The organism is Shinella sp. WSD5-1 (assembly GCF_963942435.1).
Taxonomy (GTDB): Bacteria; Pseudomonadota; Alphaproteobacteria; order Rhizobiales; family Rhizobiaceae; genus Shinella; species Shinella yambaruensis.
In genome coordinates this window covers 1,358,538-1,383,642 of the sequence record NZ_OZ012596.1, presented here as the reverse complement: position 1 = coordinate 1,383,642, position 25,105 = coordinate 1,358,538, and the positions used below count along the sequence as shown (strand labels likewise).

Genomic DNA, 25,105 nt, shown 5'->3' with positions numbered 1-25,105 from the left:
GACTTGTTAATGGTCGCGGCCTGGATGAGAGTAGCCGCGGCCTCCGGCCAACCATTCGATGCAATCAGGTTCACCCACCGCCATGACCGCACCCGTGCAAATCCTGCTTGTCGATGACGACCCTGCGGAAAACGTCATCCTCAGCGCGCTGATGCGCAAGGTCTCGAGCTATGCGATCACGCTCAACTATGTGGAGACGGTGGAGGCGGCGCTCGATTTCATCCGCGCGTCCGGCGTGCAGCTGGACATGATCCTGATGGACAACCGGCTCCAGCCCCAGGCGGATTTTCGCGAGACGGTGCCGGAGCTCAGGCGCAACGGCTATATCGGCCCGGTCGGCGTCATTTCGTCGTCGATCAGCGATGCCTATTTCCAGAAGATTGACGACTACGGCGTCGACTTCCGCATCGACAAGGCCGAACTCGATCCGACGGCCATCGAATTCATCCTGCAGGAATATGTGAAGCGCGACGTCGGCGCCGGGGAATAACCGCCGGCACCAGGCGCGTCAGGCGGCCGGCTGGCGCTCGACCGCGGTGTCCAGGCCGAGCAGCATGCCGATCTGCGGGCGGGCCTTGACGAGGTCGTCGATCGTGTATTGCTGCAGCACTTCGAAGAAGGCGTTCAGCGCCTTGCGCAGCGCCGAATTCAGACCGCAGCTATCGACCAGCGGGCATTCGATCTCGCCGGCCTCGAAGCATTCGGCCATGGCGAAGGAATCCTCCGTCACGCGCACGACGTCAAACAACGTGATCTCCGTCGCGGGCTTCGGCAGGCGCACGCCGCCGTTGCGGCCACGCACCGTCTCGATGATGCCCGCGCGCGTCAGCGGCTGGAGAATCTTGAACAGAAACAGCTCGGAGACGCCATAGGCCCTGGCGATTTCCGGGATGCGGCTGAGTTTGTCACCATTCGCCGCGCAGTACATCAACATGCGCACCGCATAGTTGGTTTGTTTCGTCAGACGCATCGGGAACTCCGGATCCGGTTTTCAAGTCCGAACACATATAGGACACTTCACTGTTTAGAACAATTCCAAAAAGCGGAAAATCACATTCATGTTATGGCAGGGATCGCACGGTTGACTGCAAGGGGCAAGCCGTTAAACACGACTTTAGCAGTTAAGAATAAATGCACCAGGAGGACCAGATGCAACTGCTTAAGACGTCCCTCGCCGCCCTAGCCCTCTCGACCGCCGGTCTGGCGCTTGCCGCACCTGCCCTCGCGGATGGTGAAGTCAACATCTACTCCTATCGCCAGCCGGACCTGATCAAGCCGCTGCTCGACGAATTCACCAAGGAAACCGGCATCACCACCAACGTGCTCTTCCTCGACAAGGGCCTGGTGGAGCGCATCCAGGCGGAAGGCGCGAACTCGCCGGCCGACGTCATCCTGACGGTCGACATCGCGCGCCTGACGGAAGCCAAGGAAGGCGGCGTCACGCAGCCTGTCCAGAGCGACGTCATCAACAAGGACATCCCGGCGCAGTACCGGGATCCGGATGGCGACTGGTTCGGCCTGACCACGCGCTCGCGCGTCGTCTACGCGTCCAAGGATCGCGTCGCGCAGAACGAGATCACCTACGAGGAGCTTGCCGACCCGAAGTGGAAGGGCAAGATTTGCACCCGCGACGGCCAGCACTCCTACAATATCGGCCTGCTCGCCTCGATGATCGCCCACCACGGCGAGGCCGAAGCCGAAAAGTGGCTGACGGGCCTGAAGAACAACCTCGCCAAGAAGCCTGACGGCGGCGACCGCGACCAGGCCAAGGCGATCCTCGCCGGCGAATGCGACATCGCGCTTGGCAACTCCTACTATGTCGGTCTGATGATGACCAACGAGAAGGAGCCGGAGCAGAAGGACTGGGCAGCCGCCATCAAGGTGCTGTTCCCGAATGCGGGCGACCGCGGCTCGCATGTCAACGTCTCGGGCATGGCGCTCGCCAAGAACGCCCCGAACAAGGACAATGCGCTGAAGCTGATGGAATTCCTGTCGGCCGGCACCGCGCAGCAGATCTATGCCGAGCAGGTCTACGAATACCCGGTCCTGCCGGGCGCGGAGCCCTCCGACGTCGTCAAGTCCTTCGGCACGCTGAAGCCGGATGCCCTGCCGCTCGTCGATATCGCGGCAAACCGCAAGAAGGCATCGGAACTGGTGGACAAGGTCGGCTACAACGACGGTCCGTCGCAGTAACGGGATGCCTCCCAAGGCCAAACCAGGAAACGGCGGCTCTCGGGCCGCCGTTTTCGTTCATTGCAGGTCCGGATCCGACTGGCCGGTGATGATCCGGCTGTAGTCGATAATGTCCTTCTTGCGCTGCGGCGTGCCCGGATGGGTGGAGAGGATGTTGGTGTCCCCCCTGTCGCCGAGCTTTTCCTCCAACAGGCCGAAGAAGCGGGCGATCGCGGCGGGATCGAACCCGGCCTTCGCCATCAGCTCGACCGAGCGCCGGTCGGCTTCGGCCTCCGCGCTGCGCGAATAGGAGAGCGCCAGCAGGCCGCCGCCCTGCACCAGCACGTCCTCGACCGCCGAGCCGACGTCGCCGGCGATCAGCATGATGAGGCCGGTCATGCCGGCGGCGCGGTAGAACTGACGCAGGCTGTGCTCCAGCTCGACATGGCCGATCTCGTGCGCAAGCACGCCCACGATCATTTCCGTATCGCTGCCCGCCAGCTCGACGAGCTGGTCGGTGACGACGAGCGTGCCGTCCGGCAGCGCGAAGGCGTTCGGACCGATCAGGCCGCCGTCGCGAAAATTGAGATTGTAGGCCCCTGCCCCGCGCGGCGACTGGGCGGCGATGCGGGCAAAACCGTCGGCGATCTCCTTGCGGCGGCCGTCCGGCAGTTTCGTCGGCGAGAAAGTCGTCTGGTCGAGCGCCTCCAGCGTGCCCTGCGCCATCAGCTGCGGCACGATCGGCGGCGTGGTGAGGATGGCGAGCTCGACGAGCGCCGGCACGCCCCAGCGATAGACCGCGCCGCCGAGCACGAAGGCGGCGAGCACGATGACGATGAGGCGGAGCCGGAACTGTTCCAGCCAGTGCACGAGGCCGGCACCGCCCTTGCCGCGCGCCGCAAGATACCGGTCGATGCCGTCATTGTCCCAGGTCTCGAAGACCGAGCCGTCCGGGAAGGTTACCCGGCGCGGGATGGCCCCGACGCGGCCGGAAATCTCGACCCAGGAGAGGCCCGCGCCGGCGAGCGGCTTCTCGCCGCCGACCGGCACCGCCGCGATTTCCCCGGCCCGCTCGACGAGGCGGGCCTCGACCGAGCGGCTGGAGCCGGCAGGATGCCAATCCCCGCTGGCAATGGTGGCATTGTCAGAAGCCAAAGTCGAAACCTTCAAAGTCCATGAATTCGGAGCCGACGGCCGAGCCCTGCGCCTCGATGCGGCTGAACAGCTCGCCGATGTCGCCGGCAAAGGTAACGCCGGTATGCTCCCACGTATAGCGCGCCATGCGCACCGCCGCCCAGGGCCGCATCAGGCCGAGGGTCAGCAGCGTGACGATGACGTTGGAAATGGCGATCCAGGTGTAGCGGGTGCGCGAGACGTCGCTCAGCAAGCGGTGCTGGCCGTCGAAGGTGGTTGCCGACCAGGCGATGTTGCGCACGCCCGCGCGATAGAAGAGGCCCGCAATGCCGAAGGTGGCGAAGAGCACGATGTAGCCGATGACCGCGCTGATGACGAGCGGGATCTGCTGTTCCGGCGTCAGCGCGCCGGGCGTCTCGATCATCGGCAGGATCAGCGAGAGGTTCATGAAGACGATGAGCGCGATGATGCCGAGGCCGACCAGCGCGATGAGGAACGACAGGAGCCAGGACTTGTAGAGCGGACCGAGCTTCGGGTCCGTATCGAAGGCCTTGCCGCCGTAGCGCAGGTTCGAGCCGACATAGCGCGAGACCCAGCGGCTGGCGAGCGGCGTGAGGATGCCGACGGTGATGACGGCGAGCAGGCTGCCGAGGATGAAGGCCTTGAAGGCCCCGCCCGCCCCGCCGACGAAATCGAAGCGCACATTGCGATAGCTCGTGACCCGCGCGGAGAAGCGCAGGCCCTTGGCGACGAGCCACGGCAGCGCGATCAGCACGACCAGCGTCGGCAGCAGCACGAGGATCGGTACCAGCGTCGCGATGACGTTGAGCGCGACGAAGGCGCCGAGAACGATGAGACGGCCGATGAGGATCTGCAGCCCCTTGGCGTGGTATTCGAACGACCGGCCAAGCAGCACGGTGTTGCCGTAGAAGTAACGGTTACGCCGAACCTTCGCCCAGGCCGAATAGATGCCGAGCGTCAGGATCGTCAGCAGCACATTGACGATCCAGATGCCGAAATATTCCGACGCCTTGCCGGTAAACGTGATGCGGTGGAAACCGCCCGCCTGTCCCGCGGGCGCAGCGGATGCTGCAAATGCCATATCGTTTGCCCCTTCCAAATGCATAGAACACGAGGGCTTAACGGCCCGGGCCGTATGGCTATTCTTCGCAGAGCACAAAAAACCCGCAACGCAAAAGGGGCCCCATCCGGGAGCCCCTTCCATCCTATCCGGTCGAACGGATCACTTCATCGTCGGAATGGAGAATTCCGCGCCGCCCTTGATGCCGGACGGCCAGCGGCTCGTCACGGTCTTGGTGCGGGTCCAGAACTTGATCGAGTCCGTGCCGTGCTGGTTGAGGTCGCCGAAGGCCGAGGACTTCCAGCCGCCGAAGGAATGGTAGGCGAGCGGAACCGGGATCGGAACGTTGACGCCGACCATGCCGATGTTGATGCGGCTGGCGAAGTCGCGGGCGGCGTCGCCGTCGCGGGTGTAGATCGCGACGCCGTTGCCGTATTCGTGCTTCATCGGCAGGTCGAGGGCTTCCTCGTAGTTCTTGGCGCGGACGACGGAGAGGACCGGGCCGAAGATCTCGGTCTTGTAGATCTCCATGTCCGGCGTGACGTTGTCGAACAGGCAGCCGCCGACGAAGTAGCCGTCCTCATAACCCTGCAGCTTGAAGCCGCGGCCGTCGACGACGAGGTTTGCGCCTTCTTCCACGCCCTTGTCGATGAGGCCGAGGATACGCGCCTGGGCCTCCTTGGTGACGACCGGGCCCATGTCGGCCTTCTCATCGGTATAGGGGCCGATGCGCAGGCTCTCGATCATCGGCGTCAGCTTTTCGATGAGGCGGTTGGCGGTTTCCTCGCCGACCGGCACGGCGACCGAGATCGCCATGCAGCGCTCGCCGGCCGAGCCGTAGCCGGCGCCCATCAGGGCATTGGCGGCCTGGTCGAGGTCGGCGTCGGGCATGATGATCATGTGGTTCTTCGCGCCGCCGAAGCACTGGGCGCGCTTGCCGTTGGCGGCGGCCGTGCCGTAGACGTAGCGGGCGATCGGCGTGGAGCCGACGAAGGAGACGGCGGCGATGTCCGGATGCGCCAAAATGCCGTCGACCGCGCCCTTGTCGCCGTTGACGACGTTGAGGATGCCTGCCGGCAGGCCGGCTTCGATCATCAGTTCGGCAAGGCGGATCGGCAGCGACGGATCGCGCTCGGACGGCTTGAGGATGAAGGCGTTGCCGCAGGCGATGGCCGGGGCGAACATCCACATCGGGATCATGCCCGGGAAGTTGAACGGCGTGATGCCCGCGCCGATGCCGACCGGCTGGCGGATCGAGTACATGTCGATGTTCGGGCCGGCGCCTTCGGTGAACTCGCTCTTGGACAGGTGCGGAATGCCGATGACGAATTCGCAGACTTCGAGGCCGCGGATGACGTCACCCTTCGAATCCTCGATGGTCTTGCCGTGTTCGCGCGAGATCAGCACGGCGAGTTCATCCATGTTCTGGTTGAGAAGCTCGACGAACTTCATGAAGACACGCGCGCGGCGCTGCGGATTGGTGGCGGCCCATTTCGGCTGCGCGGCCTTGGCGCTGTCGATGGCGGCCTGGAGATCCGCGTCGTTGGCGAGCGCGACCGTCGCCTGAACCTCGCCCGTCGCAGGGTTGTAGACGTTTGCGGTGCGACCGCTGGTGCCGGCGACCTTCTCGCCGTTGATGAAATGGCCGATCTCGTACATGGGAGTCCTCCGTTTGTTGTGAGAGGATCATCGCACTTCAATTTGCACAACTCAATCACCTTGGATAAGGAACCGTTGTGCAGAAATTAAAGTCGGAGGCAAAATGAACTGGGATGACGCCCGCATGTTCCTGGCGGTGGCCCGCACCGGGCAGATCCTCGCCGCCTCCCGCCGCCTCGGCGTGAACCATGCCACGCTCAGCCGCCGCGTCAGCGCGCTGGAGGAGGCGTTGAAGACGCGGCTCCTCATCCGCCGGACCAATGGCTGCGAGCTCACCGCCGAGGGCGAGGCCTTCTTGCGCGCAGCCGAGCGGATGGAGACGGAGATGCTGGCGGTGCAGGCGAGCATCGGCCGCATCGATACCGCCGTCGCCGGCACGGTGCGCGTCGGCGCGCCGGACGGGTTCGGCGTCTCCTTCCTCGCGCCGCGCCTCGGCCGGCTGACGGCGCGCCATCCGGAATTGAAGATCCAGCTCGTGCCGGTGCCGCGCTCCTTCTCGCTCTCCCAGCGCGAGGCCGACATCGCCATCACGCTGGAACGCCCGGAGCAGGGACGCCTCGTCTCCGCCAAGCTGACGGACTATACGCTCGGCCTCTATGCTTCGCGCGCCTATCTCGAAGAGAACGGCACGCCGCAAACCGTCGAGGACCTCAAGGCCCATCGGCGGGTCGGCTATGTGGAGGACCTGATCTTCACCGCCTCGCTCAATTTCACCGGTGAGATCATGCGCAGCTGGGATGCGGGCTTCGAGATTTCCAGCGCCACCGGCCAGACGGAGGCCGTGCGTTCCGGCGCCGGCATCGGCATCCTGCACGATTACATCGCCCGGCAACATGACGAGCTCGTCCGCCTGCTGCCCGGCACCGCCATCCGCCGTGCCTACTGGACGACCTGGCACGAAAGCGCGCGGGACCTGACGCGCGTGCGCACCGTCGCCGAATTCCTGCAGGAACTCGTGCAGAAGGAGCACCACATCTTCCTGTGAGCGTCAGTCGCCCGCGGTCAGCGCGGTCGTCTCGGGCATCGGCACCAGCACGCTTTTGGCCCGCGACGTCCGCTTCTCTCCGGCCTCCTCTGCCGGCTTTTCGGCAACGGCGATCTTAATCTTCTCCTGGCCGGCTTCGCCCGGGAGCGGCACGCGCACGGCATTGCGGATGGCGGCCGGCTCCTCCGCCCGCTTCTCCTCGACAACCCGGCGCTTCGGCGTACGGCGCGGCTCTGCGCCATCGTCGATCACCGCCACGGGCTCGGCGCGCATCGATACGGACTGGCTGCGCAGGCCGCCGCTGCCGCCGGCATAACGCAGCATGTCGAAGGTCTGGCCCGTCACCGGCTTCAGCCGCATGCCGCCCATCAGCGCGGCGATGCGCTCTTCCGGCATGGAGGGATGGCAGAAGCGCAGGCGCACCTGCGCGGAATAGTTGCCGTCCCCGATGCGGCCCATCGCCGTTTCGCTGAGCGGCGCCGTTCGCTTGGCGAACTGCCAGGCATAAAGGCAGCTCCCGGAGGTGCCGAGCGGCCCCGTCGCATAACCGTAGACGCCATGCGTGTTCTGGCCGGCAGCTGCGTTGATCCTCATGGCGACGCCCGGCAGGGCCTGCCGCATCTCGGCAAGGATCGCCCGCCGCGTCGGCGCGCGCAGGAAGGCGGTGCCTTCGGCGGGCGTGCCGACCCGCACCGTCAGCACGTTCTCGCCGGCGGAGGCCGTCGCGTTGGAATAGACGATCGCCTGTTCGAAGAAATCGCCGCGCACCGTCTGGCGCACGCTTTCGATGCGCCCGGAGATCGACGGCAGGTAGGCAGCGGCGAATTCCGGCGAGACCTCCGTCGAGATCGGCGGCGCATCCGGCCGGATGGAACCGGTTTCGAGGAACGGATCGTGCACGGCGGTGCAGCCCGTGGCAAGGAGCGGAAGTGCAGTGAGAAGCAGCCAGCGCATGAAGAACCTATCGGATGGGGGCCGTGGAGACGGCGAGGCCGCGGGCGGCCGCCGGGTCGTAGAGATGCATGTTGAGCCGCGCGAAGACCGCCTGCGCCTGGCCGCGATTGCCGAGATGGTAGTAGGCCCAGCCGCGCAGCTGGCTGAGATCGGCCGGCTCGGCGACGAGGCTGGCGCGCGCGTTCAGCGCATCGAGCACGCGCTGGTACTGCTTGTGATCGAAGGCCGAGCGGGCACGCTGCCAGTAAATCTCGGCCCGCACCTCGCGGTCGCGCCTTTCCGCGAGCGGATAGAGGCTGACCATCGCCTCGGCATCGTCTGTCAGTCGGCCGCGCAGCAGGGTGAGCGCCGCGCCATAGGCGGCATCCGCCTGCGTGCGGCTGTTGCCGAGCGCCGCCTCGAAGGCGTTGCGGGCTTCGGCCAGCCGGTTCAGTTCGAGATGGCACCAGCCCTTGATCAGCATGGCATCGGCGGAGATCGCGCCGCGCGCTTCCAGCGCGGAGATGTCCTTGATGCAGGCGCTGAAGCGCTTCGCCTTGAAATGCGCGAGATAACCGCTGCCACCGCCCGTGGCGGAAGCGAGGGGCATTTCCACGGAGACGCTGCGGCGGCCCTTGGGCGGGGTGGCGACCTTTATCTCGGCCCAGATCTCCGGGTAGATGTCGCGGTATTCCTGCTCCAGCGCCGCATAGTCCTTCTTCTGGCCGAGGCGCAGCAGGCTGAGTGCGAGCCCCTTGACGCGCACCGGCGCGCTTTCCCAGTCGAGCGACTTTGCGAACCAGGCCCTTGCAGCCTCATACTGGCGTGAATTGTAGGCATACCAGGCGAGGATCTCCGCATGGTCGGCATTGGACGTCGCGAGGATCGCGTTGCTGTAGGCGGTGACGGTCTTCCCGTCCGCGTCCGGCTGGTCCGGCTTGGAGAAGCGCAGCGACAGCGCATTCATCAGGAAGGCCGGGTCTGCGGAAAGGTCCTCGAGATAGGCTTGCGCGACCGCATAGGCCTCTTCCTGCCTGTTCCCCGCCGCCAGCGACAGGTATAGCCCCTTGGCGTTCTCCGCATCCCGGCGCTTGGCAAGCGCCGCCTTGAACCAGCGCGCGGCACTTTCCGGCGCCTTGAGCTTCAGGTCGTACCAGCCGAGCAGCGACAGGTCCTCGAGACGTTCGCCTTTTTCTGCGGCGGCGCGAAGCTTGCCGACCTCGCCCTCCGCAATCGGCGTCTGGCGCTTTTCGTCCGCATTGAAATCCGCGATATCCTTGCGCGTCAGATCGAGTTCGACCGGCGCCAGGCCAGCCTGCAGCAGCGGAGACGTCGCCAGCAGGCCCATCGCCTTGCGCACGTCCTCCGCCGGGAAATCCCGCGTCGATTTCTGCAAGGTCGTGAGAATCTGCTGGTCCGGCAGACGCTTGTCGCCCTCGCGGAAGAGCAGGCCGCGATACACCGAAGTCAGCGCATCCTTCGCGCCGGTCCCCGCATAGGCATCGAGCAGCATCCAGGCGAGGTCGACCTCCGTCTCCGTCGACGGATCGAGACCCTTCGCCGCCTCGATGACGCCCATCCAGTCCTTGCGGGCGGTGGCGGCCATCATCTCGATACGCTGCTTGCGCCGGGCGAGCTTGCCGGAAAAATCCTCGCTCGGCATCCATTCGGGATTTTCCGAACGGCGCCTGCCGATCTCGGCCTCGATGCCGGTGAAGTCGTTCTTCTCGTAGAGCGCCCAGAGCGCGCTCTCGTCCACCTGCCGCGCAGCGGGCGAATAGACATCCGCCGGCACCACGAAATCCGGATATTTCAGCCGCAGGCGGTTCGTCTCGGCCTCCAGCCGGGCGGCCTGCTTCTGCTCGGCGTAATAATAGAGGGCAGCCATCTCGACCGCGTCGGGACCGGCCTCGCCCGCGAGCGCGATCGGCGACAAAGCCGTGCAACCGGCAAGAAGGGCGGACAGGAAAAGCGCTCTCATCGATCGGACCTCACGCCCCTCTTCGGCACCGTCACACCGAGCCAGACGGCGAAGGCGCCGAGGCAGGCGAGAACGAGCAGCACGTAGATCTGGAAATTGTCGGAGAACCAGGCGGCCGCGACCCGGCGCAGGTTGCCCGGGCTGCGGTCGGCGAAGTCGGCGATGTAGCGCTCCGCCGCCGGCAGGCTGGAAAGCGCAAGGCTCGCCGTCTCGATGGTTGCCGTGCCGCCCTGGAGATCACGCCAGACGGCAGGTGCCACGAGCCGCTGCACGCCGGCATCCACATCGCGCGGCGAACCGGCCTTGACCACCGTCCAGGTGGAAAGGCCGTCGGGCGAGCGCATCTGTGAAAGCGTCACCAGCGCACCTTCGCCATGGGGGGCCTGCGCGGCATCCTCGCCTTCATAGCTCAGCCAGCGCCCGAAACCGTTCGATGCGGCGGCGAGCCAGAGCTGCGCCCGCACGCCGAAGGAAAGGTCTTCCTGCTGCACGGCCGTCGAATTGTGGAAGGCCTGCAGGAGGTCGGCGGTCTCGTCGCCGGTGCCGGCGGAAACCGAGGCGGTGAGCACCGGGTCGGGCTTCAGCAGGTCGGCGACGGAAGCGCCGATATCGGCTTCGGCGGGGAAAGCCGATTTGCCCGCGGCGCCGAGTTCGGCAAAGTCGTTCTGCGAGGAGATCACCAGCGCGTCGCGGCCGGTGCCCTGCACGGGCAGGCCGATGGCGATCCTGGCATTCAGCGGCGCGCGGGCGGAGCGCGCCAAGCGGGACAGAAGCGTGAGGCCGGCACCGACCGACTGGCTGTCCGCCCGGTCGATGACGAGGTCGAAAGCCTTGCCGCCGCCATAGGGATAGGCCTTGCCGGCCAGCGCCGAAAGATCGGGCAGCCGGCCGACGCGGGCGAGCGCCGGAACCTCGATGGCGGTCGTGTCGAGCAGGATGAAGCGCGGCTTGCGGTCATCGCGCTCTTCCTGGCGGCAGGCGGCGTCCGCCGCCATCGGCAGCTCCGCCAGCAGTTCGATCCGGTTGACGCCCGGCCGGAAGGCGCGCAGCGGCAGCTCGATCCGCTTGCCGTCGAACTGCTCGCCGGTGCGGTTGCGGAAGGGATAGCTCTTCACCACCCTGTCGTTGACGCGCACGAGAAGCTGCGCCGTCTGGTCGAGGCCCGGCGAGGTGGCGGCGGAAAGGCGAAGGTCGAGCGTCGCATATTCCGCCGGATAGAAGTCCGCCGGCATCTCGACCGAAAAATCGGTGCGCGACAGGCGACCGGAGAAGACGCGGGTCTCGTAGCCGGCATCCTTCAGCGTGCGACGATCGCCGGCATCGACGGCGAGCACGTCCCTGCCCGTTCCGAAGATGCCGGTCTTCAGGCCATCGGCCATCGATCCCTTCACGGCAGCGAGCACGGCCGCGCGGATATCGCCGGCATTGGCGGCGCGCATGACGACACGCGCCCGCTCGGCCGAGGCGCCGGCCTGCACGGAAAGCCCGCGCGGGGTGCCGGCGAGGCCGAGTTTCGCAAGCGTGGCCGAACCGTTTCGGTCCATGGCCATGACGAGATCGATGCCCGGCCCCGTGCCCGGCCTGTCGGCGACCGAGACCGTCACGTCATCCCGGTTCAGGAACAGGACGAGCGCCTGCAGGACGGGCGCGGCCTCGTTCAGCGCCTCGGCATCGGGCAAGGCGGGAAGGACGACACGGATATCCGTGCGCTGCTCCGCCGTACGGCGAACGGCGAGCAGGCTGTCGAAATCGGCAAAGTCGGTGGAAACGGACGAGGCAAAGCCGCTTGCCGCCGGATCGAGCTTCGTCCAGAGCTCATAGGTGGCGTCGAGCGAGCAATCGACGCGATGGTGCTGCCGGGCGCGCAGGCGCACGACATTGCGGCCGGCCCGCAGGAATTCGAAGGCGACCGCGACCTTCTCCGTCTTGACGCCGTTCGGCGAGGCGATGGGAAAGCCGCCGAGGTCGCGGCCGTTGACCTCGATATCCACCTTCGCCGTGTCGGGCAGCACCGAGACCGCGTTGACATAGGCAAGGTTCAGCGTGCCGCCGGCGGCAACCTGCGGACCGTTAAGCTGGAAGGTGAAGGTCGCGACGTCGTCCTCGCCGGAAAGCGTGTAGGCCTCCGCCGACTGCTCGAAGGGCACGAGGTTTTCGGCCGCGGCGCCTTCGGACGCGATCTTCTTCGACTCGACGGGGTGCGGCAGGAGGCCGCTGGTCAGCGCCGTGCCCTCGAGGAGCGGCTTGACGGCATCGGCCACCAGCCCCTCGGCCCAGCCGGCGCCGGCCGAGGCAACGAGGAAGACGAGCGCCAGGGTCTTGAGAAGCGTGGGGTTAGCCATAGGCCTGGGCTCCTGTCAGGACCGGCGGCAGCTCGGTGGCGCGGCCGGAGATCTGGGCATTGTTGTCCTTCACGACGATGGGCGCATCGGCAAAGGATTTGACGGTGCTTTCGCGGATGAGGCCGGCGGAGTAGCGGAGCGCGCGAAGCGTCTCGCGGATGCTCCAGAGGGCGAAGCGCGAGGTACCCCAGAAGAAGCTGCGGCGCACCTGGCGGCGGGTGATGCGCTCCTGCAGGACAGCCTGGTCGGAATACATCAGTTCGGCGATCGCCAGGAAGGTTTCCGGCGTGCGCTCCTTGTAGGCGAAGCCGTGCACCGCGCCCGCCCCAGCATCGCGGCTGGAACGATAGACGACGTCGAAGGTGATGACCTGGCCGGCGCGGCGGAGCTGGATGGACGCTTCGAGCGGGTTTTCAAGGTCGATCTCCGGTGCCGTCTCGACGAATTCCACCGAGACGCCGCCGAAGGAGGCATCCTGGATGATGATGTTGGAGAGCTTGCCCTCGGCCTTCATCAGCGCATGGCGCTTGACGGGCAGGCGCTGGTTGCGGCGCAGCTCCCGCCGCTCGGCGACGACGCCGAGCGCGGCCCCGGCAAGGCCGAGATTGATGAGGTTCCAGCCGGCGACGATGGTCAGGAGTTCGGTCGCGACCGGCTCCGTCAGGAAGCGGTAGCCGGAATAGAGCGCGGCCGCGAGCAACATGAAGAAGATGAGGAAGTAGGGCCGGGCGAGCGGCGACAGCATGCTGCGGTCGAGCGTCTGGCCCTTTGCCGTGACGTTGAAGGTCGGCTTCCTCGGGCTGCGGATGACGCTGACGATCGAGCCGAAGAGCAGCACCGACTGCACATATTCATAGAGCTCGGAGACCCAGGGCCAGCGCACGCGGCCATAGAGATAGCTCTGCATGGCGAAGGAGCCGATGAGGTAGGTCACCGCGTAGGAGGCGAATTCCAGGATGTTCGCCTGGTAGATCTCCAGCGAGAAGAAGATGTAGAGCAGCGGCGAGAAGACGAAGGCGAGCCGCGACAGCGGGAACAGCCAGAACAGGTTGATGCCGGCATAGCAGATGCGCTGGGCGAGCGTCAGGCCCTTGGCGAGGAACGGCCGGTTGAGGATGAGGATCTGCAGCATGCCCTGGCACCAGCGGGCGCGCTGGCCGATGAAGGACACGAAGGTTTCCGGCTGGAGGCCGGCGATCAGAGGCTTGTCGACATAGAGGCTGTGCCAGCCCTTGGAATGCAGCGCCAGCGCCGTCTCGCAATCCTCGGTGATCGACTGGCCGGAAAAGCCGTTCGCCGCGACAAGCGCCGCGCGGCGCAGCACCGCCGCCGAGCCGCAGAAGAAGGAGGCGTTCCACTTGTCCAGCCCGCGCTGCAGGATCGAATAGAACATCTCGTTTTCCGAGGGCATGCGCGCGAAGGTCTGGAGGTTCTTTTCCAGCGGATCCGGGTTGAGGAAATAGTGCGGCGTCTGGACGAGGAAGAGCTTCTTGTCCTTCCGGAAGAAACCGACCGTCTCGCGCAGGAACTCGCGCACCGGCGCATGGTCGGCGTCGAAGACGACGACGAGCTCGCCCTTCGAGACCTTCAGCCCCTCGTTGAGATTGCCGGCCTTGGCGTGGTCGTTCTGCTTGCGGGCATGATAATGCACGCCGAGCGAGGCGCAGAGCGCCTTCAGCTGCTCGTGGCGGCGGATCGCCGCGATCGAGATGCGCGGGTCCTTGTGGTTGCGCTTGGCCTCCGTGCCGCCGTCGTCGAGCAGATAGACGTTCAGCTTGTCCTTCGGATAGAGCATCGACTTCGCCGCGGCGAGCGTGCCGGCAAGCAGCTCCGGCTCCTCGTTGTAGGACGGGATGAAGACGTCGACGGTCGGCAGGCTCGCCGCATCGCCCGTCTCCGGGCTTTCGCGCTTTACCGGATCGGCCAGCATGAAGAAGCTGATCGCCAGCATGGCGAGGCAGTACATTTCCGCGAGATAGAGGACCAGGCCGGGAATGAAGTTCAGCGGTTCATAGATGCTCGGCAGCGTCTCGGTGGTACGCCAGAAGGCGTAGCGCATGGCGAGGATGCCGGCAAAAACGAAGGTGACGAGCCGGAATGTGGCGCTCTTCGGGCGGGTCATCGCCAGGAACATCACGCCGAGCACGGCAAAACTCAAGATAAGCTGGGCCTGAAGGCTGATCGGCAGCCAGAGAAGGAACAGCCCGAACATGCCGGCGGGAACCGCCAGCCATTTGACGCACGTCATGTGCATTTGAAGAACCCCATTTGCATCGCGGCAGCGCGTCATGCGGACCGGTCCCATACAGGAACGGGAGGACATTAGGGATCCATTGGTCAACGGTTTCCTAATGGAGTGCCAAAACGGGAATGGCGTCAAAAGCGTGGTAAAGGAAGGGTTTACGCCGCGTCAGCGGTGGGCGGGCGCCTGCGATTTCGCCACGATGAGGATGCCGGCGAGGGACACGGCGAGCCCCCCGGCCATGGCCCAGGACAGGGGCTCGCCGAACATCAGCCAGGCCCAGACCATGGTCACCGGCGGGCTGAGATAGAGGACGGCGGTCACCCGGGCGGGCGAGGATTTGCGCAGCGCGAGATAGTAGAGGCTCCAGGCACCGAACGTCGCGACGAAGACGAGCCAGAGGATGCCGCCGATGAAGCCCCGGTCGAGAACCGGAAGCACGCCGCCCTCGTGCCAGGCCGGCACGGCGAAGATCGCGGCTGCCGACAGGCACTGGATGCAGAGGCTCTGATAGACCGGCATGGCATTGACCGGGCTGCGTTTCTGCAAGAGCGTCGCCAGCGCCAGGGACAGGGTGCCGAGAACGGGAAGGCCATAGGCCCAGAGCGGCACGTGGCCGATCTCCAGCGACCAGCCGGAGGCGATGAGCACGCCGGCAAGGCCGATGAACGAACCGATCCATTGGCGCCCTGTCAGAGCCTGGCCGAGAATGGGCCAGGACAGGAAGGCGACGGCAAGCGGCAGCATGTCGGTGATGAGCGCGACGAGACCGGTGGGCACACCGAGACCGATCGCCAGCGCGAAGCCGGAGAGATAGCCGGCCATGGCCAGCGCGCCAAGCAGCATCTGGAGGGCGACGTCCCTGCCGCGCATCCTCGGCCCCAGGGCAAGCGCGAAGGGCAGCAGCACCAGCCCGGACACGAGGCTTCGCCAGAAGAGGATGAGGAAGATCGGCGCATGGTCGCTGGCAAAGCGCACGCCGATGAAGCCGGCACTCCAGCACACGACCAGTGCCGCCTCGAGAAGGACGAGGACGCCGAGCGACCAGAGCCGGTTCGCACGGACGGAAGGCAGTGCCGCAAGATCGCTGGCGCTCATAGCTGGTCCATGATCGAGACGGCGATCCTGCGGGCCGCCTTCAGCCGACCGTCATGCCCGTCGAGGCCGGCGCGGGCCATGGCGCCCTCCAGCACGAAGGACAGGTGTTCCGCCATCGCGTCGATCGCAGCGCCGCCATCGGGCTTCATTTCGCGCAGGCAGGCCCTGAAGAGCTGCTCGACCTCTTCCTTCTGCAGGGCCACCGTCGCCCGGCCTGCATCGCCGACGGGAAGCTCGGCGGCGGCATTCAGCAGGCCGCAGCCGCGAAACCCCCAGCCATAGGCGCGTTCGGCATGGTCGACATAGGAATCGAAGACCGCCAGCAGCCGCTCGCGCGGCGTCGCGGCCTTGGCCAGCCGCTCGCCGTAGAGCGCATGCCATTCCGCAAGGCGCGCCTCCAGGTAGGCGTTCACGAGATCGGACTTGGAGGAGAAGTTGTTGTAAAGGCTCATCTTGGCGACGCCCGCATGCGCGGTGATCGTATCGATCCCCGTCGCCCCGACCCCATCCCGGTAAAACAGCTCGGCCGCCGCCTTCAGCAGGCGCTCCCGCGCAGGCACCCGTTCACCCATTGCGCCCTCCAATAACTATGTAGACCGATCTACCTATTTTCTACACAAGTCAAGAGGGCATGGGCAAGGCATCGCCAAAACGGCGCCGTCCCGCGGGAAAGCTGCAACCATCCGGATTTCAGGGGAGAAGAAGTGGTACGGTTGAGTGGAGTTGAACCACTGACCTCAGGTGCCACAAACCTGCGCTCTAACCAACTGAGCTACAACCGCACACGGCGCGTCCTGCGCGCTTGGTGCGTCACATAAGGGGAGCCGCACCATTTTTCAAGCGTTTTTTGCAAGCGCTCAAATGAAAATGGCCGAGCGATTGCCCGGCCATTTTATCATGGGGTCCAGCCCCGCACCAGACGGTGCTCAGACGGTCTTGAAGGACTTCATGGCCTTCTCGGCGGCCGACTTGCCGGGAGCGGCGACCTTCTCGGCAACCTTCTTGGAGGTTTCCTGCAGGGTCTTGGCCTGCTCGACGGCAACTTCGGCCTGCTTGCGCAGGAAGGCGGTCTGCAGTTCGAAGAGTTCGGAAACGGACTTCACGCCGAGCAGGGCTTCCATGTGCGAAAGCGAGTTCTCGGCATTGGTGCGGAGCGCTTCGATGGCCTTGAGGCCGAGTTCGACGGAGCCGGCCTGCGCGCTTTCAAGCGTCGCTTCGACGGTCTTGGTGGCGTCTTCGGCAGCTTCCTTCATCTTGGCATAGGCCTCCTTGGTCTGCGCGGCGCCCTTTTCGGCGAATTCGCGGAAGCTCTCGGAGAACTTGCTCGGGTCGATGGATGCGATGGAGAATACGTCGTCCGTCTTCTTGGTAGCCATTGTCTGCGCTCCTTGGTTTGGCCCTCTCTAGAGGCGCCGTGTTCTTGGATGGCCTCTATATAGGCGATCTTATTTCGCATTGCAACAAAATTGTGCATCGCACAATAAATCATGAGGCCGTTAACCCTTCTGCCCGAAAGCCCGGGGCTTTGCGGGCCGGGCGCTGGACCCTCCGCCGGTGCGCCGCTATTAATAAAGTGTTAATGGAAAGCCGGGACGCCGGATTGAGACAGGCCTGAACATGTCCGCAAAGCAGTATCCCTTTATCGACGTCGCCGTCCATGAACGGGTGCGCCTGCCCTTCGCCAGGGGCGAGGCGGTCGTGCTGTTTTCCAGGGACATGGCGCGCGTGCTCTGGTCGAACGGCCGCGGCGCGGCCCTCTTCGGCCATGACAATATCTACGATTTCCTCGATGCCGGGCCGGACCGCGCCGACGTCGCCTTCCGCCAGCTGGCGGCAACCGCCCGCCAGGTGCAGGCGCCGGGCGATCGCCGCAGCTTTCTCATGCGCGTCGGCAGCGGCTTTCGCAGCATGCCGGTGACGGCCGCCGTCGAGGACGTCACCATCCGCCCCGGCGACGAGGCGATCCTGTTCAGCGCGCCGGTCGGCGCCGGCCGGCAGAGCCCGCAGGAGGCCGCCGCCGCCATGCTGACCGGCTTCGACGATCCGGACACGCACATGGCCGTGCTCGACGGCTCGGGCACAATCATCGCCGCCTCGGACGGTTTCGAAGGCCTTTCCATCAGCCCGGAGACGCGCCGCGCCCTCGTCGAGGCCGCCGGGCGCAGCACCGAGCGCCTCGTCAAGCGCCCGATCGCCACCGGCCGCGGCCATCTGCCCGCCGCCATCGGCCGCATCGCCGCCGACCCGCCGCTCCACCTGCTCTTCGCCGTCGAAACGATCCTGGGCCATCTCGACCCGGATGAAACCGCGGCGGAACCCGTTGCCGAGACGCCGGCCGAAACCGTCCTGGACGCCGAGCGCCCCGCGCCGGCGGTGGAGGAGACGCAGGAGCAGGCTGAACGGATCGCCGGCGTGGTGGAACCGGTCTGCGAGCCCGTTGCCATCGAAACAGAGCCCATGGTCGACGACGGAGCCGCACCGGAGGACGGCATGGAGGCCGCGGTTTCCGCCGAAGAGATCGTCGAGACGGCTTCCGACATCCTGCCGGCAGCGGACGAACCGGCCGCGAACCTGCCGGATGCCGCCACGGAGGAGACCGTCGGAACCGAAGCCGAAAGGGCCGAGGCCGTTCTGGTCGCGGCCGAAAATGACGGGGCGGATCGCAACACGGACGGCTTTACCTTCAATCCGCAGGGCCGGCCGATCCGGTTCGTCTGGAAGATCGATGCGGAGGGCCGGTTCAGCGAGATTTCGGAGGAGTTCGCCGCCGCCGTCGGCCCGCATGCCGCCGCGATTGCCGGCGAGCGCTTCTCCGACGTCGCCACCCGCTTCGACCTCGACCCCGAGGGCAAGATCGGCGACCTCCTGCGCCGCCGCGACACCTGGTCCGGCAAGACGATTCTGTGGCCGGCCGAGGGCACCAACCTCGTCGTGCCCGTCGACCTCGCGGCCCTGCCGACCTATTCGCGCAACCGGGAATTCGATGGCTTCCGCGGCTTCGGCATCGTGCGCATCGCCGATGCAGCCCCGGATCCGCACGCCCGCGGCCTGATGCTTGCCAGCGCCGCGGATGACCAGGCGGCCGAGATGGAGGAAGTCTTCGCCGAGGAAGCCGGCACGCTCCTGGAGAGCGCGGCCGGGGAGCTGGACGACACCACCGAGGCGACGACGCAACCTGTCGCGGACGCCACGGACACGGCAGACGACGTCTCCGTCATGCCGGACGAGGCCGATCACATAGAGGGAACGACCCCGGTAGCGCAGGACACCGTCGAAACGGAGGCGGCAACGGAAGCCTCTGTGGAAGATGGCGAGGACATGCAGGCCACGCCCGCCGAGGACGAAGAGGATGCCTTCCGCGGCGAGCGCCCGGCGCTGCGCCTCGTCGAGACCCCGGCCCGCCGGCAATCCGACAAGATCGTGCAGCTCGAGACCCGACGCAATCGCGGCGGTCTCTTCGACGGCCTTTCGACCGGCGAGCAGGCCGCCTTCCGCGAGATCGCCCGCCAGCTTGGCGAGACCTTCGGCAAGCGCAAGCCGGAGGACCGTCCGTCGGCCGAGCCTGTGGAAACGGCGGCTGGCGGCGAACAAACGGACGAGACGACCGGTGACGCCCGCCCGGAAATTCCGGAGAGCGCCGAGGCAACCGCCATCGCGCAGACCGCCGACGAAACCCATGCGGAAGTGCCCGGCCTCGAAATCGGCCCGCATGCCGACGACCTCCTGAACGAGGCGCATGCCGAAGGGCGCACGGCCATCGCGCCGCCGCGCCGGCAGATGGACTATGGTCTTACCGCCGCGGTGGTCGACGTGCTGCCCGTCGCGCTGCTCGTTCATGTCGGCGACCGGCTCATCCACGCCAATCCGGAATTCTTCCGCCTGACGGGTTATGGCGGCCTTGAGGACCTCGAAGCCTCGGGCGGGCTCGACATCCTCCTGGCCGGCCCCGACGAGGACGCGGAAGACGGCGACGGCACCATGACCCTGCGCCATGCCGACGGCGAGAGCACGAGCGCCGTGCACGCCCGCCTCCAGTCGATCCGCTGGGAGGACGGCACGGCGCTGATGCTGGCGCTGACGCCGCTGCACACGAAGTCCGCGCTTTCGCTGGTCGAGACCGCGCCGGCTCCAGTGGCGGAAGCCGAGGATCGCAATGCCGACCAGGCCGCGGCCGCGGCGCTGCGCATCGAGGTCAGCGAATTGCGCTCGATCCTCGAAACGGCGACCGACGGCGTCGTCGTCGTCGGGCAGGACGGCGACATCCGCTCGATGAACCGCTCGGCCAGCGCCCTCTTCAACTATGACGAGGACGAGACGCGCGGCCGGCCCTTCGCCATGCTCTTTGCCCATGAAAGCCAGAAGGCGGTGCTCGACTATCTCGCCGGGCTTGCCGGCCACGGCGTCGCCAGCGTGCTCAACGACGGGCGCGAGGTCATCGGCCGCGAGGCGGCCGGCGGCTTCATCCCGCTCTTCATGACCATGGGCCGCCTCTCCTCCTCCGCCGGCTATTGCGCGGTCATTCGCGACATCACCCAGTGGAAACGCACGGAAGAGGAGCTGCGCAACGCCAAGCGGGCCGCCGAGACGGCCAATGCCCACAAGAGCGACTTCCTCGCCCGCGTCAGCCACGAGATCCGCACGCCGCTTAATGCCATCATCGGCTTTTCCGACATGATGGCGACGGAGCGCTTCGGACCGATCGGCCATCCGCGCTATATCGAATATGCCAACGACATCGGCCGCTCCGGCCGCCATGTGCTCGACATCGTCAACGACCTGCTCGACATTTCGAAGATCGAGGCGGGCGAGATGGAGCTGGAATTCACCGCCGTCGGCCTCAACGAGACGCTCGCCGAGGCGGTCTCGCTGGTGCAGCCGCAGGCGAACGCCCAGCGCGTCATCATCCGCACCTCGCTTTCGGCCAATGTGCCGCAGATCGTCGCCGACCTGCGCTCGATCAAGCAGATCGCGCTCAACATCCTGTCGAACGCCATCCGCTTCACCCCGTCGGGCGGGCAGATCGTCGTGTCGACGGCCTATGAGGCGAACGGCAGCGTCGTGCTGCGCATCCGCGACACCGGCGTCGGCATGACGCGCAGCGAACTGGAACAGGCGATGAAGCCCTTCCGGCAGGTGACGACAGGCGCGCGCAAGCGCGGCGACGGCACCGGCCTCGGCCTGCCGCTGACCAAGGCGATGGTCGATGCCAACCGGGCGAACTTCGCCATCAGCTCCACGCCGAACGAGGGCACGCTGGTCGAAGTGATCTTTCCCTCGCCGCGCGTGTTGGCAGATTGAGCCGATTGGATTAGAGCGGGAGGACGAGGGCAAGGCGCATCGACGACCCCTCATCCGGCTCCCGCACCTCCCCGGCGAGGTTCCCGCGTGAAGCGGGATGAGGGAAACCGCTCGGACGCCTGCCTGCCGAAGGACCCCTTTTCCCGAGGTGAACGCCTTGCAGGTATCTTCCGAAAGTCTACCGGCACAGATGCTCGGCCGCAGGACGGGCATGCGGCGCCATCCGCTCCTGTCGGCCTCCGCCGTGCTCGCGGCCGTCATCGTGCTGATACCGGCCATCGCCATCGTCGTCATCGCCTTGACGGGCGGCACCGACAACTGGCCGCATCTCATCAGCAATGTCATTCCGCGCGCGACGCTGCGCACGCTGATCCTGCTTGCCGGCGTCGGCACGATCACGGCGATCGTCGGCGTCGTCACGGCCTGGCTTGTGGCGAGCTGCGAGTTCCCCGGGCGCCGTCTGCTCTCCGGCCTGCTGGTGCTGCCGCTCGCCATTCCCGCCTATCTCGGCGCCTATGCCTTTGCGGAGTTCTTCTCCTTCACCGGCCCGGTACAGACCGCCTATCGCGCGCTCTTCGGCTTCCAGACGAGCCGCGACTACTGGTTTCCGGAAGTGCGCACCACGGGTGGGGCGATGCTGGTCCTGTCCAGCGTGCTCTATCCCTACATCTACCTCTCCGCCCGCTCGATGTTCCTGATGCAGGGCCGGGCGGCGGCCGACGTGGCGCGCACGCTCGGCGCGGGCCCGCTCAAGGTCTTCGCCAGGATCCAGATCCCCATGGCGCGGCCGGCGATCATGTTGGGGCTGACGCTGGTCGCCATGGAGACACTGAACGATATCGGCGCGGTGGAATATCTCGGCGTGCAGACCCTCACCTTCTCGATCTTCGACACCTGGCTCAACCGCGGCAGCCTTGCCGGCGCGGCGCAGATCGCCTGCATCATGCTGGTCTTCGTCATCTGCCTGATGATGGTGGAGCGCGCCGCACGCCGCCGGCAGCGGTTTTCCAGCCAGAAGACGACGGCGGCCGTGCACGATTCCGTGCGCCTCAAGCTTTCAGGCTGGAAGAAATGGGCCGCAACGCTTGCCTGCCTTCTGCCGCCAGTCATCGGTTTTGCCATTCCCGTCTTCGTGCTCGGCGGTTATGCCGCGCGCCGGCTGGAGCAGTTCGCCTCCACGCGGCTTCTCTCCGCGCTCTGGAACAGTGTCCTCGTCTCGGGCTCGACCGCGCTCGTCGCGGTGCTGCTCGCCTTCCTGCTCGCCTATGCCGCGCGCACCACGCGCTCGCGGCTGAATGCCGCCGCCGGCCGCTTCGCGTCCTTCGGCTATGGCGTGCCGGGCACGGTGCTGGCCATGGGCGTGCTCATCCCGCTCGCCAATTTCGACAATGCGGTCGATGCCTTCCTGCGGGCGCAGTTCGGCATCTCGACCGGGCTGCTGCTCTCTGGCACCGGCTTTGCCATCATCTATGCCTGCACGGTGCGCTTCCTCACCATGGCGGAAGGCACGATCGATGCCGGCTTCCACAAGCTCTCGCCCCATCTCGACATGGCCGCGCGCACGCTCGGGCGCACCAGCAGCCAGACGCTCTGGAGCGTGCTCCTGCCCATGATGCGGCCGGCGACGCTGACGGCGGCGCTGCTGATCTTCATCGAAAGCATGAAGGAACTTTCAGCGACGATCATGCTGCGCCCGTTCAACTTCAACACGCTGGCGACACTGGTCTACGAGGACGCCTCGCGGGCGAAGGTGGAGGATGCCGGCGTGCCGGCCGTCATCATCGTCGCCGTCGGGCTCATTCCCGTCTTCCTCGTCTCGCGGTCGCTGGACCGCAAGGACGGCTAAACCGCGTTCGGGCAAAAAAGGGGGCGGCATAAGCCGCCCCGATAGTTGAATGCTGTCCAACAAAAGCGTGGTGAACGGCCTCATGCCATCGGGTCGGGTGCGACCGGAACGCCCATCATCGGGCGCGCTCAAGTTGGCACGACCTTGCGTCATTCCGGCTTAACAAAACCTTACCTGACCGGTTCCGGCACAAACCTTTCGTTCACAACTTCGAAAACTTGGTTAATGCGGCAGTCGGGAATCGTTAACGTCGAAGGCGCTCACGATTTCAGCGCCTCCAGGTCCGCGAACAGCTCCAGCGCCTCCGGATTGGCGAGCGCTTCCTTGTTCTTGACCGGCCGGCCGTGAACGACCTCGCGCACGGCAAGCTCGACGATCTTGCCCGACTTGGTGCGCGGGATATCGGCGACCTCGATGATCTTCGCCGGCACATGGCGCGGCGAGGCGCCGGTGCGGATCTTCGTGCGGATCGTCTTTTCCAGTGCCTCGTCCAGCACCTTGCCGGGAGCAAGGCGCACGAACAGCACGACGCGCACGTCGTCATCCCAGTCCTGGCCGATGCAGAGGGCTTCGACGACCTCCTCCAGCTGCTCGACCTGGTTGTAGATCTCCGCCGTGCCGATGCGCACGCCGCCGGGGTTCAACGTCGCATCCGAGCGGCCGTGGATGATGATGCCGTCATGGCTGGTCCATTCGGCAAAGTCGCCATGGCACCAGATGTTGTCGAACCGCTCGAAATAGGCGGCGCGATATTTCGCACCGTCCGGGTCGTTCCAGAACATGACCGGCATGGAAGGGAAGGCCCTGGTGCAGACCAGCTCGCCCTTCTCGCCGCGCACCGGATGGCCGTCCTCGTCCCAGACGTCCATGGCAAGGCCGAGGCCCGGGCCCTGGATCTCGCCGCGCCAGACGGGACGCAGCGGAATGCCGAGCACGAAGCAGGAGACGATATCCGTGCCGCCGGAAATGGAGGCAAGCTGCACGTCGGGCTTGATGCCCTCGTAGACGAACGAGAAACCTTCCGGCGAAAGCGGCGAGCCGGTGGAGGTCAGCAGGCGAAGGCTCGAAAGGTCATGCGTCGTCAGCGGCGTGAAGCCACCCTTGCGCACGGCATCGATATATTTGGCGGAGGTGCCGAACACGGCGAACTTTTCGTCTCGCGCATAGTCGAACAGCACATTGCCGTCGGGATGGAAGGGCGAGCCGTCGAACAGGCAGAGCGTGGCGCCGACGGCAAGGCCGGAGACCAGCCAGTTCCACATCATCCAGCCGCAGGTGGTGAAGTAGAACAGCCGCTCGCCCGCAACGAGGCCGCAATGCAGGCGGTGTTCCTTGAGATGCTGCAGCAGCGTGCCGCCGGCCGAATGCACGATGCATTTCGGCACGCCCGTCGTGCCCGACGAGAAGAGGATATAGAGCGGATGGCGGAACGGCAGCGGCACGAAGGTGAGCGGCTTGGCCTCATAGGGCGCCATCAGCGCATCGAGCGTGCGGCCATCCGACAGCGCACCGGCAAGCGCCTCGGCATCGCCCGCATAATGCACCACCACGACGGGGACACCCAGCTTGCCGGCGACGGCCTTCACCTTGGCGGAGACGTCCTGCAGCTTGCCGGCATACCAGTAGGCATCGCAGGCGATGAAGAGTTTCGGCTCGATCTGGCCGAATCGGTCGAGCACGCCCTGCTCACCGAAATCGGGCGAACAGGAGGACCAGATGGCACCGAGCGAGGCGGCGGCGAGCATGCAGGCGATGGTTTCCGGCATGTTCGGCATCATGGCGGCGACGCGGTCTCCCTCGCGTATGCCCATCGCCGCGAAGGCCTGCTGGAGTTTCGAGACCCGTTCGCGAAGCGCGTCCCAGGACCAGCGGTAGGAGACCTTGTCCTCGCCGCGGAAGACGATGGCATCGTCCGGGCCGGTCGTCTTCAGGAGGTTTTCCGCAAAGTTCAACCGGCCCTCGGGGAAGAAGCGGGCCTCCAGCATGCGCTCGCCGTTTTCGAGGGCCACGCCGCCCTTTTCGCCGATGACCTCGCCGTCATCCCAGACCGCGGTCCAGAACGCCGCGCGGTCCTCCACCGACCAGGCGTGCAGGTCGTCGTAGGATTTCAGGTCGCGCCCGGCGATGCGGCTGCCGGCCTTCATGAACAGGGCCATCGGGCTCCTTGCCAGGATGTCCGCCGAAGGTTTCCACAAGGGCATTTCTGACGTCATGCTTTCCTCCACTCCATGGCCTTCGTATAGCATGTTGCGCCGCAGTATAAAGTGGCGAACGCCGGTTCGCGCCGCTGCCGGACGCAATTCCGCCATGGCCCATTTGATTTCTTCTGCCCAA

Annotated in this window: 17 protein-coding genes and 1 tRNA gene; 5 read left to right on the top strand and 13 right to left on the bottom strand. The window is 66.1% G+C overall.

Annotation, left to right across the window (positions count from 1 at the left end; all coding sequences use genetic code 11):
* The first annotated feature begins 82 nt into the window (after window positions 1–82).
* Window positions 83–490, top strand: coding sequence for a response regulator (locus tag AABQ55_RS06620; RefSeq protein WP_244767603.1), 408 nt, complete (start codon window positions 83–85; stop codon window positions 488–490).
* Window positions 491–508: 18 nt separating this feature from the next.
* On the opposite strand, the gene rirA is transcribed toward AABQ55_RS06620, so the two are convergent.
* The gene (rirA, locus tag AABQ55_RS06615; RefSeq protein WP_272804460.1) at window positions 509–970 is read right to left on the bottom strand and encodes an iron-responsive transcriptional regulator RirA; all 462 of its coding nucleotides are present in this window, start codon (window positions 968–970) and stop codon (window positions 509–511) included.
* 179 nt (window positions 971–1,149) lie between these two features.
* Here rirA and AABQ55_RS06610 point away from each other — a divergent pair, with 179 nt between their 5' ends.
* Window positions 1,150–2,193, top strand: a complete 1,044-nt coding sequence (locus AABQ55_RS06610; RefSeq protein WP_272804459.1) for a Fe(3+) ABC transporter substrate-binding protein — start codon at window positions 1,150–1,152, stop codon at window positions 2,191–2,193.
* A gap of 57 nt (window positions 2,194–2,250) precedes the next feature.
* Here the strand turns inward: AABQ55_RS06610 and AABQ55_RS06605 are convergent, their stop codons facing one another.
* From AABQ55_RS06605 to AABQ55_RS06595, 3 genes are all read right to left on the bottom strand, one after another.
* Window positions 2,251–3,327, bottom strand: a complete 1,077-nt coding sequence (locus AABQ55_RS06605) for a M48 family metallopeptidase (RefSeq protein ID WP_272804458.1) — start codon at window positions 3,325–3,327, stop codon at window positions 2,251–2,253.
* Window positions 3,317–4,408 (bottom strand): YjgN family protein, encoded by a 1,092-nt coding sequence (locus tag AABQ55_RS06600; RefSeq protein WP_272804457.1) that lies wholly within the window; start codon window positions 4,406–4,408, stop codon window positions 3,317–3,319. The genes AABQ55_RS06605 and AABQ55_RS06600 overlap by 11 nt, the downstream gene beginning before the upstream one ends.
* A gap of 141 nt (window positions 4,409–4,549) precedes the next feature.
* Window positions 4,550–6,046 (bottom strand): CoA-acylating methylmalonate-semialdehyde dehydrogenase, encoded by a 1,497-nt coding sequence (locus AABQ55_RS06595; protein ID WP_272804456.1) that lies wholly within the window; start codon window positions 6,044–6,046, stop codon window positions 4,550–4,552.
* Window positions 6,047–6,149: 103 nt separating this feature from the next.
* Between AABQ55_RS06595 and AABQ55_RS06590 the strand changes: the two genes are divergently transcribed.
* Window positions 6,150–7,031, top strand: coding sequence for a LysR family transcriptional regulator (locus tag AABQ55_RS06590; protein WP_272804455.1), 882 nt, complete (start codon window positions 6,150–6,152; stop codon window positions 7,029–7,031).
* Between the two features lie 3 nt (window positions 7,032–7,034).
* Here AABQ55_RS06590 and bcsN read toward each other — a convergent pair whose 3' ends face one another.
* The 8 genes from bcsN to AABQ55_RS06550 form a co-directional block, all read right to left on the bottom strand.
* Window positions 7,035–7,985, bottom strand: coding sequence for a cellulose biosynthesis protein BcsN (gene bcsN / locus AABQ55_RS06585; protein ID WP_272804454.1), 951 nt, complete (start codon window positions 7,983–7,985; stop codon window positions 7,035–7,037).
* Window positions 7,986–7,992: 7 nt separating this feature from the next.
* Window positions 7,993–9,945, bottom strand: a complete 1,953-nt coding sequence (locus tag AABQ55_RS06580; RefSeq protein WP_272804453.1) for a hypothetical protein — start codon at window positions 9,943–9,945, stop codon at window positions 7,993–7,995.
* Window positions 9,942–12,287, bottom strand: a complete 2,346-nt coding sequence (locus AABQ55_RS06575) for a cellulose biosynthesis cyclic di-GMP-binding regulatory protein BcsB (protein ID WP_272804452.1) — start codon at window positions 12,285–12,287, stop codon at window positions 9,942–9,944. Before AABQ55_RS06575 ends, AABQ55_RS06580 begins: the two co-directional genes overlap by 4 nt.
* Entirely contained in the window at window positions 12,280–14,541 is a 2,262-nt protein-coding gene (gene bcsA / locus AABQ55_RS06570; protein ID WP_272804451.1) for a UDP-forming cellulose synthase catalytic subunit, read from the bottom strand. The genes AABQ55_RS06575 and bcsA overlap by 8 nt, the downstream gene beginning before the upstream one ends.
* 156 nt (window positions 14,542–14,697) lie before the next feature.
* The gene (locus AABQ55_RS06565) at window positions 14,698–15,627 is read right to left on the bottom strand and encodes a DMT family transporter (RefSeq protein ID WP_272804450.1); all 930 of its coding nucleotides are present in this window, start codon (window positions 15,625–15,627) and stop codon (window positions 14,698–14,700) included.
* Window positions 15,624–16,199 (bottom strand): TetR/AcrR family transcriptional regulator, encoded by a 576-nt coding sequence (locus AABQ55_RS06560; protein ID WP_272804449.1) that lies wholly within the window; start codon window positions 16,197–16,199, stop codon window positions 15,624–15,626. Before AABQ55_RS06560 ends, AABQ55_RS06565 begins: the two co-directional genes overlap by 4 nt.
* Before the next feature lie 133 nt (window positions 16,200–16,332).
* Window positions 16,333–16,409: transfer RNA gene (locus AABQ55_RS06555), tRNA-His, on the bottom strand.
* Window positions 16,410–16,553: 144 nt separating this feature from the next.
* The gene (locus AABQ55_RS06550; protein WP_272804448.1) at window positions 16,554–17,003 is read right to left on the bottom strand and encodes a phasin; all 450 of its coding nucleotides are present in this window, start codon (window positions 17,001–17,003) and stop codon (window positions 16,554–16,556) included.
* A gap of 241 nt (window positions 17,004–17,244) precedes the next feature.
* Between AABQ55_RS06550 and AABQ55_RS06545 the strand changes: the two genes are divergently transcribed.
* Both AABQ55_RS06545 and AABQ55_RS06540 read left to right on the top strand, forming a co-directional pair.
* Window positions 17,245–20,925: an ATP-binding protein gene (locus AABQ55_RS06545; protein WP_272804447.1), complete on the top strand. Its 3,681-nt coding sequence runs from the start codon at window positions 17,245–17,247 to the stop codon at window positions 20,923–20,925.
* 190 nt (window positions 20,926–21,115) lie between these two features.
* A complete protein-coding gene (locus AABQ55_RS06540; protein ID WP_272807402.1) occupies window positions 21,116–22,771 on the top strand; it encodes an ABC transporter permease in 1,656 nt (551 codons plus the stop codon).
* Window positions 22,772–23,031: 260 nt separating this feature from the next.
* Here the strand turns inward: AABQ55_RS06540 and AABQ55_RS06535 are convergent, their stop codons facing one another.
* Window positions 23,032–24,984, bottom strand: coding sequence for an acetoacetate--CoA ligase (locus tag AABQ55_RS06535; protein ID WP_272804446.1), 1,953 nt, complete (start codon window positions 24,982–24,984; stop codon window positions 23,032–23,034).
* Between the last annotated feature and the right edge of the window lie 121 nt (window positions 24,985–25,105).